Raw genomic sequence first — 22,976 nt, 5'->3', positions numbered from 1 at the left:
TTAGTGGTTAAATAGCAGTGTGAGTTGGACAGTAGATATTCCGCAAGGCGTTCTCCCGGACCTTCCTCCTTTGCCAGAGGGCATCGAGGAAGTCTTCAAGGACGTCATCAAGCGTGACGCAAAACAGCAGCCCAGCTGGGATACCGCCCAGGCCAATAACGTGCGCAAGATTCTCGAATCCGTACCACCCATCGTGGTTGCACCAGAGATCGAAGCGCTCAAAAAGAAGCTGGCAGACGTTGCCCTAGGCAATGCCTTTTTGCTGCAGGGCGGCGATTGTGCGGAAACTTTTGAGTCCAATACCGAGCCCCATATCCGCGGCAATGTAAAAACATTGCTGCAGATGGCCGTGGTTTTGACTTATGGTGCCTCTGTACCCGTGGTTAAGTTGGGACGAATTGCTGGCCAGTATGCTAAGCCGCGATCTTCCGATACGGATTCCAATGGCCTGCTGAATTACCGCGGTGACATCGTCAACGCCGTGGAGCCAACCGAGGAAGCACGCCGCCACGATCCGGCCCGCATGATCCGGGCGTACGCCAATTCTTCGGCGGCGATGAACCTGGTTCGCTCCTTGACCTCCTCTGGAACTGCGGATCTCTACCGCCTACACGAGTGGAACCGTGAGTTCGTAAGGAAATCCCGCGCCGGTGCCCGCTACCAGGATCTGGCCCGTGAGATCGAAAATGGCCTGAACTTTATGAATGCCTGTGGCGTGCATGATGACACCCTGCGCTCGGCCGATATTTACTGCTCGCATGAGGCCTTGCTGAAGGATTACGAACGGTCCATGCTGCGCTTAGGCCAGGACAATAACGGCGATACTAAGCTCTACGATCTCTCCGCACACCAGGTATGGATTGGTGAGCGCACCCGCGGTATCGAAGACTTCCATGTCAATTTTGCGGCGATGATCGGCAATCCTGTGGGAATCAAGCTGGGGCCGGGAGTTACTCCAGAGCAGGCCGTGGAATACGCGGAAAGGCTTGACCCGCATCGCGAGCCAGGGCGCCTGACCATGATCTCCCGTATGGGCCACGATAAGGTACGCACCGTTTTACCGGCCATTGTGAAGGCGGTAGAAGACTCCGGACACAAGGTGGTATGGCAGTCCGATCCCATGCATGGCAATACCTTTACCGCATCGAACGGTTACAAGACTCGGCACTTTGACAAGATCGTGGATGAGGTGCAGGGCTTCTTCGAAGTACACCGTGAGCTGGGCACCCATCCGGGCGGTGTACATCTCGAGTTCACCGGTGAGGATGTTACCGAGTGCCTTGGCGGCGCCGAGGACATCACCGATGTGGATCTTCCGGGTCGCTATGAGTCGGCCGTGGATCCGCGCCTGAATACGCAGCAGTCGCTGGAACTGTCCTTCCTCATTGCGGAGATGCTGCGTAACTAAATCCACAGGTTCGGTGTCGTGTCGTAGAGCGAGGACCCGAACCACCACCCGCCGATAGCTACCGCTCCAACGGCAATCGCGACCACTAGTAAGAAAAGTACTAGCGAAATTGGATTGCGGTTGGTCAGCGGACGTTCGGCGGGTTCTTCATGTGCGCTCTGCACCGGCTGTTCGGGAACGGAAGCCGGCACCGGTGTGGGCGCAGATGCGGCTGCAGGTGCAAATGGTTCGAGTGGGGGCTCGGCCGCCGAATACGGTTGTGCTTGGGGTCGAGAAAAAGATTGCGGCTCTGGCTCTGGAGCAGCCTCGGCCTGCGGCAAATCTAACTTCGTCTCGAAGCTCAGACGTTGCGGTGGGATAACTTCTGTCGGCCCGCCATCGAGCTGTTCTGTTTCGCCTTGCGGGATGGTGCGGGTGGGCTCGAAGATTTCGGTGGCACCGGTGCCAGAAAAGTCCGTGGGTGCCTGTGCAGTGCGCGCTGCGGCAGCATTCCTAGGGGCGGGAATGGAGACGTCCGGAAGATCAAGCTCTCGGCAGACATCATCGAGTGCTTCAAGAAACTCGCCGGCGTCGGCGAAGCGCTCGCGGGGATCGCGGGCGGTGGCGGTGGCCACGAGGGCGTCGACAAGCTTGGGCACCCCAGAAATCCGCGATGACGGCGCAGGGACGTCAGAATCCAACCGAGCCGTAGCATGCGCTAGGGGAGTATCGCCGGAGAAGGGAACGGTTCCGGTAAGTAGCTCGAAAAGGACGATGCCTGCCGAATAAACGTCCGAGGCAGGCGTAATCTCCTCACCCGTGACCTGCTCCGGTGCTAGATAGGACACGGTGCCCACAATCGTGTCTGAGGTGGCCTCAGCATTGGTGGCGCGCACTAACCCAAAATCGCCTACTTTTACCCGGTGGTGGGAGGTGATAAGCACATTATCGGGCTTAATATCGCGGTGGATGAGGCCAGTGGAATGCACCTCCTCCAAGCCGCGCAAAACGTTGCGCAGGGTAGAGGTGGCCGCCTGAGCTGGAAAGGGGCCTCCCTCTGCCAAAAGCTCACGAAGCGTACCACCATCGATGAGCTCCATGATGAGGTAGATGGGTTCGCCATCGGCTGAAAAATCGTGGATAGCCACTAGGTTGGGGTGCTGCAGGCGAGCCATTGCGCGGGCCTCGCGGGAAAAGCGCTTGATAAAGATTGGGTCATCGCAATAGCGCTCGTCCATGACCTTGGCCGCGACCGCCCGCCCGAGCCGCAAATCCACGCAGCGATACACGGTAGACATGCCACCGCGGGCAATGGGGCGATCGATGCGGTAACGATTCTCTAGAATGTCACCAATTTCCAACCTAGTCATGCCTTCCAGTATGGCCGATCCCACTACCCGCGTTAAAGTAGGTGGCGTGATTAACGTAGAAAAATCCCTCGATTCCTTGCTTGCAAACGAAGAACTGCTCAGCATGCAGCAGGTAGCGGAAAAGCTAGACCTGCCCATTACTCGTGCCTATGACCTGCTGCAGGACCGAAAGTTCATTGCCTGGGATTCCCCAGAAGGAAAGCGCGTTCCGCTAGCTTTCTTTAATGATAAGGGCGTCATTGCCAAGCATGTGACTGCGGCAATAACCGTGCTCACCGATGGCGGCTACAAGGACGCGGAAATCTTTAAATACCTTTTTACTGAGGACGACTCACTCCCAGGCCGGCCGATCGATGCCCTGCATGGTCATCTCGCTCGCGAGGTTATCCGTCGCGCGCAGGCTGCTGCTTTTTAGGCACTCCTTCAAAGAGCCATTGGGTTGCAAACCATGCCACCACGATCATCCCGATGACCCAGAACCAGTTATAGAGCTGGTGATTGCCATCCCCGGAAAAGGAGACGCCGATAAATAAGGCTACGCCGGTGGTGAACTTCAAAAGCCACAGTGGCGGCCGGAAGGTACCCATCAAGGTAAAGATGGAGGCGTAGTACCACGGTAAGGTCACGGCGTTGAATACGAAAGCAACTTGATACGCGGCCGCGGTGCCCATGATGGCATCGCGGTTGTTTTTGCGGCACAACCACCACACCGCCACTAGGCCAATGAACATGCATGCCATGGCGATGCTGCGCAAGACAGCCAAAATGGCGTTATAGGAGGCATCCGGCATGAAAATCTGGACGGCAGGGAAGATAACGTCGGTAGCTAAGGTAGGACCTGCGAGCGGGTTGATGACCTTGGAGTTGCCGCTAATTTGCGATAACCAACCCCAAGATGTGCCCGAAGCCCACGTGATCAGTGCTACTGCGGCGATGATTTCCGCCACCGCAGCGATGCCGGATACAGCGAAGACGAAGACCGACCGCCACACGCTTGAGCCCCGGGGCGCGTAATAGTGAAGCATCATCCACACGATAAAGGGCGCAGCGATGAGCGCTGTGGCCTTCATCGCTACGGCTGCGCCCACGAGTAAAAGTGCCGCGTGGAAGCGCCTATTCAGAGCCGCAAGTAGGCCGATGGACACAAGCCCCACCATGAGGGACTCATTATGCATACCGCCAATTAGGTGCAAGATGATAACCGGATTAGCTACGCCGAGCCAGAGTGCTACCGCCGGATCCGCACCGAGCTTGCGGGCGATCTGTGGAATTGACCAAGCGATAGCAATGAAACCGAGTAGAGAAAGAGCCTTATAGACCACGACGCCCGCGGTGACGTTATCGCCCACCAAGCTGGTGACCAATTCACCTATCCAAAGGTGAAGGGGACCATACGGGGTGGTGGTATTGCGCCAATCCTGCGATACCTCGAGGAGGAAGGGGCCGGGGTTAACGGCGGCGCCTTCGGTATATGGATCAAAGCCATCGCGGACCATAGCCCCCTGCATGAGGTAGGAATATACATCGCGTGAGGCCAAAGGGCCGGCCAACAATAGGGGAGCGACCCAGGCAATGAGGATGCGCTGGATATCGCGTAAGCCGCCCTCGGGGAGTGGGGTTTTAAGCTGTGGGCGAATGATGGTGCGCCCGGCAAGCACCCACGCTGCGGCGAGAAGGAAAATTCCCACCCAGTACAGTGCGAGACCAAGATTGCGCCCGTGTCCATAAGATAAGAATCCGATATTGAGCGCTTCTAATAGCCCCCCTCGGTTACGGGTAGCGCCGCCCGAAAAAGACGCCAGCAGCAAAACGCAAGAGGCTGATAGACCCAGCGGCAGTGCGCGCGGAATGGGAAAGGAATACGTCTTTTCCACGGCTAGACCTACTTGTGACGAGCGGTGGCTTTAATAGCCAATCGCTCTAGGGTCTCGGTCACCGCAGGATCCACCTGTGCGGCACGCAGATGTTCGAGGCCAGATTGAGTCAGCGATTCGATTCGGCGTTCAATTTCTTGTGGCGCACCCGAATCAGCAATGATTTGCGCCATGCGGTCCAATTCCTGGGGATCCGAGGTTTGTCCGATGAATTTGCGCAGGGTAGCGGCAGCTTGTGGGTCAGATTCATCCGCGCGCTGGAGTGCTAGCGCCAAAAGCTCGGTGCGTTTTCCCTCGCGCAGATCATCGCCAGCTGGCTTGCCGGTAATTTCCGGATCGCCGAAGACTCCCAGTTGATCGTCGCGTAGCTGGTAGGCAATGCCGATATCGTGACCATAACCGCGGAAGGCAGCGATAAGGTCCTCGCTAGCGCCGGCTATGGCCGCACCTAGGTGTAGTGGGCGTTCAATAGTATAAGCCGCCGTCTTGTAGCGGTTGACGGAATTGGCTAGTTCTACAGACTCGGAGCCTGCTGCTTCCAAGGAAATATCTAATAGCTGGCCGCCGATGACCTCGGTACGCATTCCGCGCCACGGACTGCGGGCGCGGCGCAGTGCAGCTGCGCTCAAACCGGAATCTTGGAACATGTCTTCCGCGTATACCAGCGCTAGATCGCCTACCAGGATTGCCACGGAGGTGCCGAAGAACTCGGGATCGCCCAAATAGTCCGACTCGCGGTGGAGCTTTTCGACGCTCCGGTGCACCGTAGGATTCCCGCGCCGGGTATTGGAGGCATCGATGATGTCATCGTGGATCAATGCGCAGGCCTGGATAAATTCTAGAGACGCCGCCGCGCGAAGCATGGCTACAGGGTCCTCTTCTCCACACCCTGCGGCAAGGTAGCCGGCCCAAGCGTACGTGGGGCGTACCCGCTTGCCACCATCAAGCACGAAGGATTCCAAAAAGCTTACGGCCTTGGTTACAGGGCTGCCAATTTCTGCCACTTGTCCTCGGCGTTGGTTAAGGAAGGCTGCGAGTTCTTCGCGCACTGCACCGGGGATCTCCGCAAGCTCAGGAATATTCTGCATAGTCACACTCCACACGATACCGGCTAGGGTGCGCAAGGAATAACAGAGGTTTACAGCGGCAGGGCGGCCCCCAAAATGGCAAATGGGCGAGTGTCCGCGGGGTAGCGGTGATTGCGGATAATGTCGAAGAATCCGGCGGATCTATACAGCCGAAAAGCCCCGTTGTCCTCATTTGGCACTTCCGGCGTTGACAGTAGGGCGTAGTGGGCCGGGGCATTCCACAACAATCCCTCCAGCAGTTGTCTGCCCAGCCCATGGCCTTGATACTGCGGTAAGACGTGGATCTCTGCTAACTCAAAATAGTTGCGCACAATATCCCACTGCTTTTCGGTGGGCCCGCCTTGTAGGCGCAGCCCGCGGCGAAGTTCGGCGTCCCACCAGTTATCCGGGGAGCCTAGAAATCCATAGGCTACTCCTACAGTGCCGTTGTCGTGAGTGGCAATCAGAGCACTGAACCCGGGCCGGATCAGGTCATTTCGCCAGCCTGCTATGCGGCTGTGCAGAATATCGGGGCGATAATTCATCGCCTCGATATAGATCTCAACCAATTGCGGGGCCAGCACAGAGAATTCTGGCGGAGTTAGGCGGCGGATTTCAAAGCTCACGGTGTCTATGACACCAGAAGTATGCGCCAAGTGGAGCAACAGGGCGGGTGTTGGGCCACCGAGAACAGAATAGGAGTTTCGAACAAAATTTGGAGAATAAGCATTTTACGGTGTCGCTCCTATTGTTACATTAGAACATCTGAACTATTATGAACTGTGAGATGTCCGGTGGCCTTCTTAATGTCAGGGGCACTTCAACGGCGTTAGTTACTTAGTTAAGGACAAGGACAATGGCACAGATTATTTCGGCAACACGTACTCGTTCTTTTGGTCGAGAGGGAGGCAAGCGGGCTCGATTCCTCTTTCAGGCGCGTGAGCTATTGGACTCGGCGCGCGGATATGCAGCACATGGGCGATTCGACCAAGCTTTAGAGGTGGCATACCAGGCGGCGCTGCGTACCGCCGGTGCGCGAGTGGCGGCTTCCGCAGTGGCGCGGCGTCGCCGTCTTCCTTCTAGTGCTTGGGAGCGCCTAGCTCTAGTAGGTGTGGAAGATAAGCGGTGGGCGGAAACTTTTAAGGCCTATTCTCGGACCCGCGCTCGAGTGGCATCGGGCCTAGATGAAGTGCCGGGTGAAAAGTTCGTTTATGGCCTTATGCAGCGCTCCGCACAATTCTTGGATGAAAGTGAGGCAGAGACAACGTTTGGTTCTTTTGCTGCGTAGTCACTGCGTGGGGGCGCTCACTACTTTTTAGGGAACATACTGATTATTCTGGGCGTTAGTATAGATAGAACTATTACCGCCTGAAGCCCAATCCCTAGTTGGAGGAACAGTGTCTCTTTCTGAGCAGGAGCAGCGAACGCTCCGTGAAATTGAGGAATCGTTGCTTGCTGACGATCCTAAATTTGGTGCTTCCGTTTCTGAGCCTACGTCGTTTGGCGGCTCTGGCGGTGCAGTAACCCTGCGGGGTGTGGCGCTCGTCGTTGTTGGCCTTTGCATGCTTATTGGTGGTGTTGCTCTAGCGCAGCAAAGCCTGTGGTTCATTGCCCTTTCCATTGCGGGATTTTTGGTCATGTTTGCCGCCGGTGTATGGATGCTGCGTGGTGATGGCTCTGGTCGCTCATCGCAGGATCGCTATTCTGGTGGACGTGCAAAGAAGTCTGCTTCCCGCAACGGGGGTGTTAGCGGGAGGCTCGAAGAAAACTTCCGTCGCCGTTTTGAGGAGCGTTAGCGCCTTTTAGCCTTAGTTGCCCCAGTCGATTCAGTAGGGATTGGCTGGGGTGTTTTCATGCCTATCCAAAATCTCCCACTTTGCCCCACTAATGGTCTTGTTGGTGGGGCATTGTGGGGTAGGCGACCCTCGTAAAGCTCAAAACGCTGGGTCAGCGCAGTATGTGGGGTTTAAGTGAGGGGGTGGCATCTTATCTTGGTGTTGCAGGTGGGGTAATAGGGGTGAATATAGAGGGTTGTCAATACCCTTTATGGGATTTCTGCCCACCGGAAAAACGGTCAGCTAACTGCGGATATCAGTATCTTCTCTCGGAGACACGCCGCTTTAAGTGGGTTAGGTGGGGGAAAGTGGGGTAGAGTGGGGCGCAGCGGAGGAAAGAGGGGCTCAAGGGTCTCCATTCTGAAGTAAGAGAATCCGGAGTTTTCGAGTAAGGAAGGTGGACGCCGGGATGTTTCTCGGAACCTACACTCCGAAGCTCGATGACAAGGGACGTCTTACGCTTCCGGCAAAGTTTCGCGATGAACTCGCGGGTGGCCTCATGGTCACCAAGGGGCAGGACCACTCGCTGGCCGTGTACCCGCGGGAGGAATTTGCGGCACGCGCACGGAAGGCTGCGGCGGTTTCTCGAACCAACCCAGAAGCACGAGCTTTCATTCGTAACTTGGCAGCAAGTGCGGACGAACAGCGGCCGGATGGGCATGGGCGCATTACGTTGTCTGCGGGGCATCGGGAATATGCCAACTTGTCTAAGGAGTGCGTTGTGGTTGGCTCTGTGGACTTTCTCGAAATTTGGGACGCAGCCGCGTGGGCTGAGTACCAGTCGCAAACTGAAGATGCTTATTCGGCAGCAGATGCCGATGACGTACTGGCGGGCTTGCTTTAAGCCTGCACAAGAGTGCGTGTAAGGACTCTGTCCGAGGCGGATGATTCTGGTGTACTTCCCCGATATCAGAAACCTGCCTCGGACAGGGCCCTATACGCACTCGCATGCTTTCCACCACTGGAAGTTAGGGAATTTGAGAAAGGGGGTTGCGGGGAGACATGGCTACCAAAGACCTAAATTATGATGTGGCCGAAAACCACGGCCACGTGCCGGTCATGCGCGAGCGCATGGCTGATCTCCTGCGCCCCCAGGTAGAAGCGGCGGGGGATAGGGCCGTGCTTGTCGACGCCACCTTGGGTGCCGGTGGCCACACTCGCTACTTCCTGGAATCTTTCCCAGAGGCTCGAGTCATTGGTGTTGACCGCGATAAGCAGGCGCTGCGCAATGCCACCGAACGTCTTGCGCCCTACGGTGATCGCTTCGTTGGCGTTAATGCACGATTCGATGAGCTGGGCAGCGCCATCGCGGAAGGGGAGGGCGATATCTTTGATTCTGCTCGCTCCGTAGGCATTGCCGGCGCCCTTTTTGACCTTGGTGTTTCCTCAATGCAGCTAGACCAGGCAGACCGCGGATTCGCTTATAAAGCGGATGCGCCGCTGGATATGCGCATGGATCCTTCGCAGGGGATTACTGCGGCGGATGTACTCAATACCTATTCGCACGGCGACTTGGCTCGCGTCCTCAAAACCTATGGTGATGAGCGTTTCGCGGGAAAAATTGCCTCCGCCGTGTTGAAAGAGCGCGACAAGGATCCTTTCGTCAACTCCGCGCGGCTCGTTGAGCTACTTTATGATGTCATTCCCGCTGCGACCCGCCGTACCGGAGGTCACCCCGCCAAGCGCACCTTCCAGGCGCTGCGGGTTGAGGTCAACCGTGAGTTGGAAGCTATTGAAAATGTCCTGCCGGTCATAACCCAGGCACTTTCGGAAGGTGGCCGTGCCGTATTCATGAGCTACCAATCTTTGGAAGACCGCATCGTTAAAGCAGCCTTCAAAGAACTGACTACGTCCAAGACGCCGGCTGGGTTGCCGATGGATCTGCCAGGCACCGCGCCGAAGTTCAAGATCGTTACGCGCGGGGCGGAAAAGGCCTCTGAAGAGGAAATCGCGGAAAATTCACGAGCCGCGTCGGTGCGTGTTCGTGCCATCGAAAGACTCGAGGGAATGCCAGAATTTCTACCGCCGGGAGGCAGGCAATGAGCACCATCCCACGCCGCAACCACCTAAAGACTGACAGCCGCGACAGAGAGGCCACTCGCACCATGGGCGCCAGCCGAGACTTCACCACCGGAATCGATACCGGAGCCCCGACGGCGCTGCGCGAGCGTCCCAGCACTAAGCGTGCTCCGAGCCGCACGCGCGTGCCACACCGCAGCACGAAGCGCCTTGGCTCGAAGCAGGTAGTGAGCTTCCGCGGCCGTCAGCTGCAGCCGCAGACGAAGAAGAACGGGCTCCTAACCCGGTTGGGCGTCATTTCCCTCACCCTGCTTATCGTCGGTGTGGCCTTGGCCATGTGGCTGTCTGGTCTGTCCACCAAGCAAACCTTTGCCATCCAGCAGCTGACCGTGCAGGATTCCCAACTGGATAACCAGATTGAGACCCTCAACCGCGATGCGGAGAATCTCAGCTCTTCTGCTGATATTGCGCGCCGCGCGGACGAGATGGGAATGGCTATTCCTAAGCAGCCGGGCATTGCGGAAGTTGGCGGCGATGGAAAGATCGTCGACAAGCGCGAAGGCACCCCGGATACCGAGAAGCTCATTGATGTCAACGGTGAACCAATCCGCCCGGGCCAGGCTTCCAGCGACCCAAAGGATACGGAGGGGATGTCGGATTCCCTCAATGCCGTGCCACAGGGACAGCAGCGCACCAGCAATGGTGGCGATGCCGGCGACCGCAACTCGGACCGCGAGACCGGCGATGCCAGTGGCGCCCAAGACAATGCGCGACCTAACCTTCCGGCCCGTGCGCCGTATGCCAGCCGCGCCGAGTAGCTAGGGAAGAATAATCGGTGAAAAAGATGATGCTCGCGCGTGGTGGCGCGGGCATTCTCACTTTTGTAGGGCACAATCAATACACGCAAGAAATTGTGGCGGAAATAGGGAAGGTGACACTGGACTGTGACTACGCCAAGTAAGGCTAGGCGCCGCCCGCGCCGCTCGACCAGCTCCGCGGTGCCGCAAAAGAAGATGATGCGCAAACGCCTGCGCATCATCGTATCCGTGGTGCTCGTGGCGATGGTCGTCCTCGCTGGCCGCTTGGCCTGGGTACAGCTTGTGTGGGGCCCAGACCTTTCCGCCAAGGCCGTAACGCAGCGCGAGCGTGTCTATATCGAGCCGGCCCGTAGGGGAGAAATCCTGGACCGCGATGGCCAGCGCTTGGCCTACACGATGAAGTCTCGTTCCTTGACCGTCTCGCCGACCCGCCTGCGCGATGAGCTAAAAGACAAGGCCGAGATCGAGGCCCAAAAAGATGGCTCGACCGAGGGCATGGATGATAAGAAGCTGGATAGCTTCCTCACCAAGAAGATGGAGGAGACCCTCAAGGACATGTCTGAGGGAATCCCGAAGCTGATTGAGGATTCCGGCGCCTCGACCTCCAAGGTGGATAAGGACGATATCCTCAATAAGCTCAAAGCCGATACCCAGTATGAGGTACTGGTGCGCAACGTGGACCCGGATGTAGCCGTAGAGATTGCCAATAAGTACCACGGAGTGGCAGCGGACCGCCAAGACATCCGCCAATACCCCAACGGCGCCATTGGTGAAAACGTCGTGGGCAAGGTATCGATGGACGGCCATGGACAGTTCGGTTTCGAGGCCGCGCGCGATACGGAACTTACTGGCATTGACGGCCAGTCCACCGAGGACGTATCCGCAGATGGCCAGGTGATCCCAGGCACTCTGCGTGACGTCGTGGATACCGTTGATGGTCGCGACGTCACCCTCACTCTGGATTTGGACCTGCAAACCTACGTTCAGCAAAAGCTGGAAAAGGCCAAGGCCAACTCCAAGGCTTCTGGTGCGGAAGCAGTGGTCCTCGATGCTGCCACCGGCCAGGTCCTTGCCATGGCCAATACCGATACCGTGGATCCCAATAAGAATGTTGAGGATCAGCTTGATGAGGGCAAGGACTTTGAAAACCGCAGCGTCTCCCACCCTTATGAGCCGGGTTCTGTAGCCAAGGTGGTTACCGCGGCTGCTGCACTGCAGGAGGGCGTGACCACCCCGGATGAGGTGCACCAGGTCCCCGGTTCCATCGATATGGCGGGCGTGACGGTCAACGATGCCTGGGAACACGGCACCGAGCCGTATACCACCACCGGCATCTTTGGTAAGTCCTCCAACGTCGGTACCTTGATGATCGCCGATAAGTTGGGCCAAGAAAAGTACGCCGAGTACCTCAAGAAGTTTGGGTTGGGCAATACCACCGGTATTGAGCTGCCGAACGAATCGGCCGGCAGCGTCCCAGACTTGGAGCAATGGTCCGGCGGCACCTTCGCTAACCTGCCTATTGGTCAGGGCCAGTCGTGGACCACCTTGCAGATGGCCAGCGTGTACCAAGCATTGGCCAATGGTGGCGAGCGTATCGAGCCGCGCATCATTGACTCGGTCAAGGGGCCGGACGGCAAGGACGAAAAGCTAGAGGCACCGGAAAAGAACCAGGTGGTAAGCCCGGAGACTGCCAAAACCACGGTGGATATGTTCCGCGCCGTCTTCCAAGACGATGATGCCGGCCTGCAAAATGGTACGGCCGGCAATGCGCAGCTTAAGGGCTATCAGCTTTCCGGCAAGACCGGTACAGCCCAGAAGGTGGACCCAAATACTGGGGCATATTCGAATTCCGCCTATTGGATCACCTTTGCCGGCATTGCGCCGGCCGATGATCCGCGCTTCGTTGTTGCCGTCATGCTGGATGAGCCCAAGTCCGGCGTGGAGGACAATGGCGGTGGCGGCCAGTCGGCGGCACCTATCTTCCGCGATATCGCCTCGTGGCTGCTCAACCGTGACAATATTCCGACATCGAAACCAGCACCGCGGCTGACCCTGCGGGCACAATAGGAGCTTAGTATGACCGTTTCTTTGGACACTCTCGCCCAGCTTTCTGGTGGGCGCGTCATTGGTGATGCCTCCGTGGAGGTCTCCGCGTGCGGGCTGGATTCTTCCCGTTTGCCGGAAGGCGCGCTCTTTGCCGCCCTGCCGGGCACGCGCGTACACGGCGCGCAGTTCGCTCGCGATACCAAGGCGGGAGCTGTGCTTACCGACGCCGCTGGGCTCGACCTGCTTACCAAGGACCAAGAGACCCGCCCCATTGTGGTGGTGGAGGATATTCGTGCCGTGCTCGGCCCAATTTCCGCCGAGATATATGGCCACCCCACCCGCGACCTGACGGTCATCGGCGTTACCGGCACCTCCGGCAAGACCACCACCAGCTACCTGCTGGAGGCCGGCCTGCTGCACGCCGGGCATTCCGTGGGCCTTATCGGAACCACCGGTACCCGTATTAACCGCACGCCGGTTCCCACCTCGCTGACTACGCCTGAGGCGCCGACCCTGCAAGAGCTTTTCGCGCGAATGAAGAACGAGGGCGTTACCCACGTGGTGATGGAAGTGTCCTCGCATGCGCTGGAGCTGGGACGCGTGCGCGGAACTCGGTTTGCGGTAGGCGGTTTTACGAACCTGAGCCAGGACCACCTTGATTTTCACCCCACGATGGAGGACTACTTCCAGGCAAAGGCGAAGCTCTTCGCCGGGGAGCAGGCGGCTGAACGAGCCGTCCTCTGCATCGATGATGAGTGGGGCGAGCGCATGTGCGGCGTCGCCAAGAGCGCGGGCCACAACGTGACTACGGTTGCCACCCAGGGCGCTGCGGCCACGATCAGCGCGCGCCAAACCGCCACCGAGGCCACCGGCGCCCAGAAGGTGGCCTTGAACTATGAGGGCGCCGATTTCGCCTTCCGGCTGCCGCTGCCTGGCGAGTTCAATATCGCCAATGCTTGCTTGGCGCTCGGCATGGCCGCCGCGGTGGGAGAGGACCCGGCGGAGTTCTTGTCGGGAGTGGAAAAGGTCGCAGTCCCCGGCCGCATGGAGCGCATCGACCGCGGCCAAGACTTTGTAGCCGTAGTGGACTATGCGCATAAGCCGGCGGCCATCGCAGCGGTGCTTGACACCCTGCGCGGTCAGCTGGAGGGAACCACGGGCCGCGTCGGCATTGTTGTCGGCGCCGGCGGAGACCGCGATAGCTCTAAGCGCCCCATCATGGGCGCAGCCGCAGCCAGCCGCGCTGACCTTACCGTGGTGACCGATGACAACCCGCGTACCGAGGACCCCGCCACCATTCGCGCTGCGGTGATGGCGGGCGCACGTGACGCCGCCCCTCAGGGCGATATCCGCGAGGTAGGCTCCCGCGCCCGTGCCATCGATGAGGTCGTCGATTGGGCTGAGCCGGGCGATGCTGTCATCGTCGTGGGCAAGGGCCACGAGGTGGGACAGCTCGTGAACGGAAAGACGTTGCACTTTGATGACCGCGAGGAAATGGCCCGCGCCATCGAGGAAAAGCTGGCCGGAACCCCGCACCGCGATACCCTTGGGGATGCGAAGGAGTAGACATGATTCCACTTTCTATTGCCGATATTGCCGAAATCACCGGGGGCAGCCTCGATTGCGTGTCTGACCCAGACCAGCGCGTTACCGGGTTTATCGAATTCGATTCCCGCAAGGTAACTAAGGGCGGGCTCTTCCTCGCCCTGCCCGGGGCCCGCGTGGATGGCCATGACTATGCAGAAAAGGCCATCGAGCAGGGCGCAGTGGCGGTGCTGGCGGCGCGGCCGGTGGGGGTTCCGGCGGTCGTCGTCAAGCCCCAAGGCCGCGTTACCGGTGATGCCGCCAACGCGGATATCTATGCCCACGACGAGGACGGCTCGGCCGCCGCGGTGGTGCAGGCGCTATCCGATATCGCGCGGGAGGTCACGCGCCGCCTGACCGCCGAGCAGGGCCTAGACATCGTGGGCGTAACCGGCTCGGCCGGTAAGACCTCCACCAAGGACCTACTGGCCACGATTTTCCGCGCAGAGGGTGATACCGTCGCTCCTCCCGGCTCCTTTAATAACGAGGTCGGCCTGCCGTATACCGCTTTGCGCTGCGATGAGCACACCCGTTTCCTAGTCGCAGAAATGTCCGCCCGTGGCATCGGTCATATCCGCCACCTGACCACCATTACCGCGCCCACCGTCGGCGTGGTACTCAATGTTGGTACCGCGCACTTGGGCGAGTTTGGCTCACGGGAAAATATTGCCCAGGCCAAAGGCGAGCTCGTTGAAGCCTTGCCCTCGGCCGCTGAGGGCGGCGTCGCCGTGCTCAATGCCGATGATCCCTTCGTCGCCGGCATGGCACCGCGCACCTCAGCCAAGGTCGTCTACTACTCGGCCAATAAGCCGCCGGCTTCCGACGCCCAGTACTACGCCAGCGATATCCAGCTCGATGACGTTGCCCGCCCCTCGTTTGTGCTGCATGCGCCGGGAACGGATCCGCTTCCGGTGAAGCTGCAGGTCTTTGGCAAGCACCAGGTCTCTAACGCATTAGCAGCGGCCGCCGCGGCCATCGAATCGGGCATGGACCCGCAGGTGGTAGCTAACGCGCTTTCTGGGCACCAGAATGCCTCGGAACACCGCATGGACGTGCGTACCCGCCGCGATGGAGTAACCACCATCGATGATTCCTATAACGCCAACCCCGATTCCATGCACGCGGCCATTGCCGCGCTGGCCTATACCTCGGCCGCCCGACCGGATGCCCGCGCCATCGCCGTGCTCGGTGAGATGGGCGAGCTCGGCGGAGAAGCAGTGGCCGCCCACCGCGCATTGGGAGAGGTGCTTTCCAAGTACCACGTTGACCACCTCGTGGCCGTGGGAGACAACGATAATATGAGGGCCATGGTGGAGGCCGCACAGGCGCGGGGTATAAATACTACTATCAGCCCGGATGTTGACGCCGCTGCGGCGGCTGTCGAAGACATCATCAGGGTAGCGCCTGCCGGCATCGAAGATTGGACGGGGCGCGAGGCCAAAGATGTAGTCCTCATCAAGTCGTCGAATGCCCAGCGCCTGTGGCGCGTGGCAGAACAGCTCAATCGCCGTTAGTCCTCAGTACAAGGAGAAAGACCTCTAGCAATGACTCAGATCATTATCGCGGGCATCCTCAGCTTCCTCGTCGCGATCTTTACCACTCCCATGTTGGTGCGCTACTTTTCCGGGGTGGGCAAGGGACAAGAAATTCGCGAGGACGGGCCGCAGCTGCACCTGCGCAAGCGTGGCACCCCCACCATGGGCGGTCTCGCGATTTTGCTGGCCATCACCGTGGCCTACCTCGTGGTGGGAATTTATGCCCGCGTGACCGGTAACGGTGGTTTTAGCCCCTCCGGTCTTTTGGTCTACTTCCTCACGATGGGCCTTGGCGGTCTGGGTTTTGCCGATGACTTCATCAAGCTATTCAAAAAGCGCAACCTCGGCCTGAACAAGACCGCCAAGCTGGTAGGTCAGCTGGCCGTGGCGCTCATCTTCGGCATCTTGGCTCTGCAGTTCCCAGACGAGCACGGATTGACCCCAGCGTCTACCAACCTTTCCTTCGTTCGCGATTTTGACACCTTCGATATTGCCGTAGGCGGCGCCATCATCGGCACCATTGTTTTCTTGGTCTTTCTCTACCTACTCATTGCTGCGTGGTCCAACGCCGTGAACCTCACCGACGGACTCGACGGCTTGGCCGCAGGCACCACCGCGATGGTGATGGGCGCCTACGCACTGATTTCCTTCTGGCAGTTCCGCAACTCTTGCGCCGTATCGCCAGCGGCAGGGTGCTATGAAGTTCGCGATCCGCTCGACTTGGCCGTGCTGGCTGCAGCCGGCCTGGGCGGTTGCTTGGGCTTTTTGTGGTGGAATGCCGCACCGGCAAAGATTTTCATGGGCGATACCGGTTCGCTTGCGCTCGGTGGCCTCGTCGCCGGCCTTTCCGTGACCACCCGCACCGAGCTGCTCATGATCATCATCGGCGCCATCTTCGTGATTGAGACTGTCTCCGTCGTCATCCAGATCATCGTCTTCCGCAGCACCGGAAAGCGCTTCTTCCGCATGGCGCCCATCCACCACCACTTTGAAAATGGTGGCTGGGCGGAGACCGCCGTGGTCACCCGCTTCTGGCTGCTGAGCGCCATGGCGGCTATTGCCGGCGTATGCATCTTCTACGGCGACTGGCTGTCTGCCGTCGGCTTTGCTTCCTAAAACTCATGCCTTTTTAGCTTTATCGAGGAAAGAGGAATAGAGATGACCGAGTTGCCATCCTCGTTGCGCGGGCGAGTGCTCGTGGCTGGGGCGGGAGTATCGGGGCGCGGTTGCGTCGCTATGCTGGCAAGCCTCGGGGTGGATACCACCGTGGCAGATTCCAACGAGACCGCGCTGGCGGAATTGGCGGAGGAATTCGGTGTAGCAACCGTCTCCGTCGATTCTGCCGCCCAGGGCGAGTTTGACCTTGTGGTTACTTCGCCGGGCTGGCGTCCCGATTCGCCTTTGTTGGTTGCTTTCCAGGACGCTGGGGTAGAGGTTATCGGCGACGTGGAGCTGGCGTATCGCTTGGATCGTGCGGGCGTCTTCGGGGCGCCGCGCACCTGGCTGGTAGTTACCGGGACTAACGGCAAAACCACCACTACCGGTATGTTGGCCCAGATTATGCAGGCTGATGCCAAGCGCACCGGCAAGCGCGCACTGGCGGTGGGCAATATCGGCGTTTCGCTTTTCGACGCCCTCACGGCCATCCCTCGCGTCGACATTCTCTGCGCCGAGCTATCTTCTTTCCAGTTGCATTGGTCCAGCCACTTGCGCCCGGATGTGGGCGTGTTGCTGAACCTGGCAGATGATCACCTAGATTGGCACGGATCGTTCGATGCCTATGCCCGCGCGAAGGCCAAGGTGCTCTCCGGTGACGTCGCTGTGGTAGGCAAGGATGACGCCGAGGCGGTCCGCTACGCCGCGGATACCGCAGACCTCTTCGGCTTTACTGCCGCTGAACCCACACAGGGAGAGGTGGGCGTAAGCGCCGGCCGCCTTGTCTCGCGGCTTAACGAGCAGCGCGAGGATCTCGCGTCCGCAGAGGGCATTGAGCCCGCCGGCCTGGCAGGAGTCCTCGACGCTGCGGCCGCAGCCAGCGTCGCGCGTCTGGCAGGCGCCACCCCGGAGTCCATTGCACAGGGGCTGGCAGCGTATACCGTGGCCGGGCACCGCGGCGCTGTGGTCCATGAGCATTCCGGCATCACGTTCATCGATAATTCCAAGGCCACCAACCCGCACGCGGCGGATGCGGCGCTCAAGGGGCTCAATTCCGTGATCTGGATTGCCGGCGGGCAGTTGAAGGGCGCGGAGGTAGACGGGCTCGTCGCCAAGCACGCCGCCCACATCAAGGCCGCGGTAGTCCTGGGCGTGGATAGGGAAGAAGTTGCCTGGGCTCTCGCCGCGCACGCGCCGCATGCCCCAGTGGACGTCATCGAGACGCAGGAGCCTTTTGCAGCCATGAACGCTGCGGTGGAGGCTGCACTGCAACACGCCGACGCCGGGGATACCGTTCTTTTGGCGCCGGCTGCGGCATCGTTGGATATGTATACCGGCATGGCTCAACGCGGTGATGTATTTGCCGCGGCCGCGCGGGAGCTTACCCGCAACTAGAGCTATAGATTTAAGGATCAGGAGAACACATGACGGCCACCTCCCAGCAGCGCCCGCGCTCCAAGAGTTTTGGCGACCGCGTTCGCGAGCTGCGCGAGCGCGCCCGCCAGGAAGCCGGCCTTGATTACCAGCTGCTGCGCTTTATCATCTTCTTCCTCGTGGGCATCGGCGTGCTCATGGTCTTTTCTTCCTCCATGGCTACCTCCCTGACGGAAGACGGCGGCGTATGGAACCAGGCATTGCGCCAGTGCGTGATGGTGTTCTTGGGCCTCGTTGCCTTTTGGTTCGGCCTCAAAATTTCGCCGCATACCCTGCGCAAATGCGTGCCGTGGATTGTGGGCCTGTCCATCATTTTGCTCATCGCGGTGCTGATCCCCGGCGTGGGTACCGGCCGCGAGGAGGTAGGTTCCCAGTCCTGGATTTACTTGGGACCGTTCTCCCTGCAGCCCTCGGAGCTTGCCCGCGTCGCCGTAGGCATGTTTGGTGCGACCGTATTGGCGGATAAGGAGCACAAATCCATGAAGGTGACGGATCCCTTCATGATGTACTCCCTCATTGCCGGCGTTATGTTCTTGCTCATCGTCCTTCAGGGCGACTTCGGTATGGCTTTGTCCTTGGCCCTCGTGGTTGTCTTCACCCTGATTTTCGCGGGTGTCGACTGGCGCGTTCCGGCGACCATCGGCGTCGCAGCCGTGTGCGGTTTGCTGTTTATCTTCCTTTCTGGCGGCTTCCGGTCCAACCGCTTCCACACCTATTTCGATGCCCTCGTAGGCAATATCTCCGATACTCAAGGTACGGGTTTCCAGTCCTATCAGGGCTTTCTCTCGCTTGCCGACGGCGGCTTCTGGGGCGTTGGCATTGGCCAATCCCGTGCCAAGTGGTTCTACCTGCCCGAGGCGAAAAATGACTTTATTTTCGCCATCGTGGGTGAGGAACTCGGCTGGTGGGGCGGTGCGCTCGTCATCGTGCTATTCGCCGCACTGGGCTATGTGGGCTTGCGCACCGCGATGCGCGCACAGAACCAGTTCCAGTCCCTGCTGGCCGCAACGTTGACCATCGGTGTGGTCACCCAGGCCTTTGTGAATATTGGCTACGTCATTGGCCTGCTGCCGGTGACCGGTATTCAGCTGCCCATGATTTCTGCCGGCGGTACCGCGGCGATCATCACGATTGGCTCGATGGGCATCCTGTGCAACGTGGCGCGTCACGAACCGATGCAAATTTCCGCCATGCAGAATTTCGGCCGCCCGCTGTTCGACCGCCTTTTGTTCATCGGCGAGCCGCAGCCAGTGCCGAAGCCGAAGAAGAAGCAGCAGGGCCGTCACGCCCGCCCGCAGGAGCCGCGCTCCCGCGTGCGCGAGGAGCGCTTTGGTCGCCCCGTAACCGGAAGCGGCCGCCGCTATCCGCGCGCCGAGCGCCGCTATCGCTAGGCGGCGCTGGTAGCCTTTAGGCTATGAATTCCACGCCTATTTCCGTCGTCATCGCAGGTGGCGGCACCGCCGGACATATTGAACCCGCCCTCGCCGTGGGCGAAGCTTTGCGCGAGCGCCACGGCGCACGCATCACCGCTCTCGGTACCGAAAAGGGCCTCGAGCGCGATATCATTCCCGCCCGCGGCGTGGACCTTAGCCTGATTACCCCCGTGCCAATCCCGCGCAAGGTCAACGCGCAGCTCTTCAAGCTACCGTTCAACCTCTCCCGCGCGGTGGGGGAGGCCAAGCAGGTACTCAAGGATGTCGAAGCGGATGTCGTCTTTGGCACCGGCGGCTACGTGGCCGGGCCGGCCTATATCGCTGCGCGATCCCTCGGCATCCCGTTCTATGTTCTCGAGACCAATGCTTTGGCTGGAATGGCCAATAAGCTCGGCGTGAAGATGGGCGGCATTGGACTCAACGCCCACCCGGATTCTGGCATGCCGGGCGAGGTCGTTGGCATTCCCGTTCGGCCGAGCCTGGCAGACGACCCGAATGGCAACCTGGCCGCAGACGCGCGCACCAAGTGGAACCTGGCCGAGCTTCCCACCATTCTCATCACCGGCGGGTCCCAAGGCGCAGCCAGCATCAACCGCGCTGTTGCGGGAGCGGTGGAGGACTTGGCGCAGGACTTCCAGCTCCTGCACGCCTATGGCAAGAAGAATGACCCGCCCGCAGAACACCCGAACTACGCCGCACTGCCGTATATCGAGGACATGGGCTCCGCCCTTGCGGTAGCTGACCTCGTCGTGTGTCGCTCCGGCGCGATGACCGTTGCCGAAGTATCCGCCGCAGGCCTGCCGGCCATCTACGTTCCGCTGCCGCACGGCAATGGCGAACAGGCGCTCAATTCCCGCGACGTGGTCGAGGCAGGCGCCGCCATCCAGATTCCGGACGCAGAGCTGACCCCAGAGCGACTCATCTCCGAGGTGCGCGGCATTCTCGATGACCCGCAACGCCTCGAGTCGATGACGCACGCCGCCGCCCATGCCAGCGCCGGAGACGTGGCAAATACCATCGCAGACCGCATCGCCGCCCGCGTATCCGAGGCCGAAGACGCCGCTGGAAGGAAGGATAAGTAAATGACCGATCCCGCACACTACGATCTGCGCCGCGTCCACCTCATCGGCATTGGTGGTTCCGGCATGTCGGGGCTCGCGCGAATCCTCGCCGCTCGCGGCGGAGTGGTCACAGGTTCCGATGTCAAAGACTCCACCCCGGTTGAGGTGTTGCGCACCATGGGCGCCAAGGTCGCCATCGGCCATGCCGCGGAAAACCTGCGACTGTCTGGCGAACTGCCCACCGTCGTGGTTACTTCTTTTGCCGCCATTCCCCAAGACAACCCGGAGCTAGTAGCCGCAAAGGATAACGATATCCCGGTAATTCGCCGCTCCGATCTGCTCGCCGCCTTGATGGAAGGCCACAAGCAGGTGTTGCTGGCTGGCACCCATGGCAAAACCTCCACCACGTCGATGACCGTAAGCGCGATGCAACACGCGGGTCTTGATCCTTCCTTCGCCATCGGCGGCCAGCTCAACCGCGCGGGTACCAATGCTCACGGTGGCACCGGGGAAGCGTTCGTCGCCGAGGCTGATGAATCCGATGCCTCCCTGCTGCGCTATAGCCCTGACGTCGCGGTGCTCACGACTATCGAGCCCGACCACCTCGACTTCTTCCACAGCGAGGAAGCCTATTTCCAAGTCTTCGATGACTTTGCTGACTTGGTTACCCAGGAGACCGGCTACCTTGTTGTGTGTGCTGAAGACGAGCATGCTGCCCGGGCTGGCGAGCGGGCGCTGGAGCGCGGCATCAACGTCGTGGCCTACGGCTCGCCGGAGAAGTCTTTTACCTCTACCGTGCCACTGGCGGCCGAGTTGGTCCGCGAAGAGACCACCGCGGAAGGCATGGACACCACCGTCAAAGTCAACCTTCCTGGCGTTTCTGAAACCGTGCGCTACGAGCTGCAGATCCCAGGCCACCACATGGTGCTCAATTCCATGGGCGCCTTGATCGCTGGCGTGCTCTCCGGCGGCACCCCGGCTGACATCGCCGAGGGATTGGCTGATTTTGGCGGTGTGCGCCGGCGCTTTGAGTACCGGGGGAGCGTCGACAAGCAGGGCAAACCCGTGCGGGTCTTTGATGATTATGCGCACCATCCCACCGAGGTTGCGGCAGTGCTGCGGGCCGCCCGCGCCAAGGTCGAGGCGGAAGGGCACGGCGGGCGCGTTATCGCGTGTTTCCAGCCGCACCTGTACTCGCGCACCATGGAATTCGACGCCGAGTTTGCCCAGGCACTCTCGCTTGCCGACGCCGCCGTGGTACTCGACATCTACGGCGCTCGCGAACAGTCCGTGGAGGGAATTACCTCCCGCATCATTACCGATAAGATGCCCGCTGATATGCAGGTCATCTTCGAGCCGGATTTTTCCGCCGCCGCCCGCGACGTTGTGTCGGTGGTGGAGCCAGGAGATGTGGTGCTGACCATCGGAGCTGGCTCGGTAACCATGGTGGCGGCGGAAATCCTCGATGAATTGCGGGCAAGCTAGTGCGCGTATCCGCAAAGCTCATCGCTGGGGTCATCGCCGCAATTGTCGCCGTGGCGCTCATAGCGGCCGCCGTGATGTGGACAGTTCCGGTCCTGAAGGTACGCAATTTTCAGGTGGAGGGCGTCCATCAGCTCGATTCCACACAGGTGGAGGAAGCCTCTGGGGTTCCCAAGGGCGAAAATTTGCTACGCGTTAATGCGCGCGAGGCAGCTTCCGGTGTTGCTGGATTGGACTGGGTCGATTCGGTGACAGTCTCTCGCGATTTCCCTTCGACCTTGACCATCAACGTGTCCGAGCACAAGGCTGTGGCGTTTGTAAAGCGCGATAATAAGCCCTTCCTGATCGACGACAAAGGCGAGGAGTTTACCTCCGCTGAGCCTCCCGCGGGCGCGGTTGAGGTGACGGGCTCCGTCGATAGTGGCTCGCCGCAAATCCAGGATGCCGTGCGAGCGATTGCAGCGCTTTCCGACGACGTCCGCAAACAAGTAGCAAAGCTGGAAGTGGCGGGCGAATATTCGCTGACTTTCACCACCAAAGATGACCGGCGCATCTTCTGGGGTGCCAGCGATTCTAACGATGAGGACAAGGCGCATGCTTTTGCCACAGTGTTGAAGATGGAAGGCCGCGAGTGGAATATTTCCAACCCTGAGTTAGTCACCACCCGCGGATAGGGCGACGGGTGCCCCCGCAGGTGCCTTTATCGCTCTTGTGGGCCCGTGCAGCACCGCTTAGGCGTGTGCGCTGCACGGGCTCTTTTTAGTGCCTGAACCGTGGGGCGGATGATGCGGGTGTGACTTGTAAAACCGCAGGTGAGCAACCCTAAAGTGGAACTTGAGGGTCTCGACACGCGGAAAATGTGCGTGAAAATTACAC

20 protein-coding genes are annotated in these 22,976 nt (G+C 59.8%); 16 read left to right on the top strand and 4 right to left on the bottom strand.

The features are described 5' to 3' along the window. The first annotated feature begins 19 nt into the window (after positions 1 to 19). Positions 20 to 1,408: a class II 3-deoxy-7-phosphoheptulonate synthase gene (locus tag MHY24_RS02105; protein ID WP_239228186.1), complete on the top strand. Its 1,389-nt coding sequence runs from the start codon at positions 20 to 22 to the stop codon at positions 1,406 to 1,408. Here MHY24_RS02105 and MHY24_RS02100 read toward each other — a convergent pair. Beyond that, the gene (locus MHY24_RS02100) at positions 1,405 to 2,757 is read right to left on the bottom strand and encodes a protein kinase (RefSeq protein ID WP_239228185.1); all 1,353 of its coding nucleotides are present in this window, start codon (positions 2,755 to 2,757) and stop codon (positions 1,405 to 1,407) included. The two genes, MHY24_RS02105 and MHY24_RS02100, sit on opposite strands and share 4 nt — an antisense overlap. Before the next feature lie 10 nt (positions 2,758 to 2,767). On the opposite strand from MHY24_RS02100, the gene MHY24_RS02095 reads away from it, so the two are divergent. Beyond that, a complete protein-coding gene (locus tag MHY24_RS02095) occupies positions 2,768 to 3,172 on the top strand; it encodes an Rv2175c family DNA-binding protein (protein ID WP_239228184.1) in 405 nt (134 codons plus the stop codon). Here MHY24_RS02095 and MHY24_RS02090 read toward each other — a convergent pair. Genes MHY24_RS02090 through MHY24_RS02080 form a run of 3 tightly spaced genes read right to left on the bottom strand, consistent with a single transcriptional unit; the run spans position 3,141 to position 6,324 of the window. Then, positions 3,141 to 4,631, bottom strand: coding sequence for an alpha-(1->6)-mannopyranosyltransferase A (locus MHY24_RS02090; protein ID WP_239228183.1), 1,491 nt, complete (start codon positions 4,629 to 4,631; stop codon positions 3,141 to 3,143). The two genes, MHY24_RS02095 and MHY24_RS02090, sit on opposite strands and share 32 nt — an antisense overlap. An 8-nt stretch (positions 4,632 to 4,639) precedes the next feature. Continuing rightward, positions 4,640 to 5,719: a polyprenyl synthetase family protein gene (locus MHY24_RS02085; protein ID WP_239228288.1), complete on the bottom strand. Its 1,080-nt coding sequence runs from the start codon at positions 5,717 to 5,719 to the stop codon at positions 4,640 to 4,642. Between the two features lie 50 nt (positions 5,720 to 5,769). Next, entirely contained in the window at positions 5,770 to 6,324 is a 555-nt protein-coding gene (locus MHY24_RS02080; protein ID WP_239228182.1) for a GNAT family N-acetyltransferase, read from the bottom strand. Between the two features lie 230 nt (positions 6,325 to 6,554). Between MHY24_RS02080 and MHY24_RS02075 the strand changes: the two genes are divergently transcribed. The 14 genes from MHY24_RS02075 (at position 6,555) to MHY24_RS02010 (ending at position 22,774) form a co-directional block, all read left to right on the top strand. Continuing rightward, a complete protein-coding gene (locus MHY24_RS02075; protein ID WP_239228181.1) occupies positions 6,555 to 6,986 on the top strand; it encodes an SAV_6107 family HEPN domain-containing protein in 432 nt (143 codons plus the stop codon). A 109-nt stretch (positions 6,987 to 7,095) separates the two neighbouring features. After that, on the top strand, positions 7,096 to 7,494 hold the full coding sequence (locus MHY24_RS02070; RefSeq protein ID WP_239228180.1) for a DUF3040 domain-containing protein: 399 nt from the start codon (positions 7,096 to 7,098) through the stop codon (positions 7,492 to 7,494). 448 nt (positions 7,495 to 7,942) lie between these two features. Continuing rightward, positions 7,943 to 8,377: a division/cell wall cluster transcriptional repressor MraZ gene (gene mraZ / locus MHY24_RS02065; RefSeq protein ID WP_005324499.1), complete on the top strand. Its 435-nt coding sequence runs from the start codon at positions 7,943 to 7,945 to the stop codon at positions 8,375 to 8,377. 158 nt (positions 8,378 to 8,535) lie between these two features. After that, complete coding sequence (gene rsmH, locus MHY24_RS02060; RefSeq protein ID WP_239228179.1) at positions 8,536 to 9,576, top strand: 16S rRNA (cytosine(1402)-N(4))-methyltransferase RsmH; 1,041 nt, start codon at positions 8,536 to 8,538, stop codon at positions 9,574 to 9,576. Next, entirely contained in the window at positions 9,573 to 10,370 is a 798-nt protein-coding gene (locus tag MHY24_RS02055) for a hypothetical protein (RefSeq protein WP_239228178.1), read from the top strand. Before rsmH ends, MHY24_RS02055 begins: the two co-directional genes overlap by 4 nt. A gap of 198 nt (positions 10,371 to 10,568) precedes the next feature. After that, entirely contained in the window at positions 10,569 to 12,437 is a 1,869-nt protein-coding gene (locus tag MHY24_RS02050) for a penicillin-binding protein 2 (RefSeq protein ID WP_239228287.1), read from the top strand. Positions 12,438 to 12,446: 9 nt separating this feature from the next. Beyond that, on the top strand, positions 12,447 to 13,982 hold the full coding sequence (locus MHY24_RS02045) for a UDP-N-acetylmuramoyl-L-alanyl-D-glutamate--2,6-diaminopimelate ligase (RefSeq protein WP_239228177.1): 1,536 nt from the start codon (positions 12,447 to 12,449) through the stop codon (positions 13,980 to 13,982). Positions 13,983 to 13,984: 2 nt separating this feature from the next. Further along, positions 13,985 to 15,514: a UDP-N-acetylmuramoyl-tripeptide--D-alanyl-D-alanine ligase gene (gene murF / locus MHY24_RS02040; protein ID WP_005328922.1), complete on the top strand. Its 1,530-nt coding sequence runs from the start codon at positions 13,985 to 13,987 to the stop codon at positions 15,512 to 15,514. A gap of 30 nt (positions 15,515 to 15,544) precedes the next feature. Then, complete coding sequence (mraY, locus tag MHY24_RS02035; protein WP_239228176.1) at positions 15,545 to 16,651, top strand: phospho-N-acetylmuramoyl-pentapeptide-transferase; 1,107 nt, start codon at positions 15,545 to 15,547, stop codon at positions 16,649 to 16,651. 42 nt (positions 16,652 to 16,693) lie between these two features. After that, positions 16,694 to 18,085, top strand: a complete 1,392-nt coding sequence (murD, locus tag MHY24_RS02030) for a UDP-N-acetylmuramoyl-L-alanine--D-glutamate ligase (RefSeq protein WP_239228175.1) — start codon at positions 16,694 to 16,696, stop codon at positions 18,083 to 18,085. 29 nt (positions 18,086 to 18,114) lie between these two features. Further along, positions 18,115 to 19,515 carry an FtsW/RodA/SpoVE family cell cycle protein gene (locus MHY24_RS02025; protein WP_204608355.1) on the top strand — a complete coding sequence of 467 codons (1,401 nt, stop codon included), beginning with the start codon at positions 18,115 to 18,117 and terminating at the stop codon, positions 19,513 to 19,515. Positions 19,516 to 19,538: 23 nt separating this feature from the next. After that, the gene (gene murG / locus MHY24_RS02020) at positions 19,539 to 20,639 is read left to right on the top strand and encodes an undecaprenyldiphospho-muramoylpentapeptide beta-N-acetylglucosaminyltransferase (RefSeq protein WP_239228174.1); all 1,101 of its coding nucleotides are present in this window, start codon (positions 19,539 to 19,541) and stop codon (positions 20,637 to 20,639) included. After that, a complete protein-coding gene (gene murC / locus MHY24_RS02015; protein ID WP_239228173.1) occupies positions 20,640 to 22,103 on the top strand; it encodes a UDP-N-acetylmuramate--L-alanine ligase in 1,464 nt (487 codons plus the stop codon). It abuts the gene before it with no gap. Next, the gene (locus MHY24_RS02010) at positions 22,103 to 22,774 is read left to right on the top strand and encodes a cell division protein FtsQ/DivIB (protein ID WP_204608361.1); all 672 of its coding nucleotides are present in this window, start codon (positions 22,103 to 22,105) and stop codon (positions 22,772 to 22,774) included. Before murC ends, MHY24_RS02010 begins: the two co-directional genes overlap by 1 nt. The last annotated feature ends 202 nt before the right edge of the window (positions 22,775 to 22,976 follow it).

It is taken from the genome of Corynebacterium sp. ACRPQ, assembly GCF_022347225.1.
In the GTDB taxonomy this organism is placed as follows: domain Bacteria; phylum Actinomycetota; class Actinomycetes; order Mycobacteriales; family Mycobacteriaceae; genus Corynebacterium; species Corynebacterium tuberculostearicum_D.
This window is presented reverse-complemented; position numbering and strand designations above follow the sequence as displayed.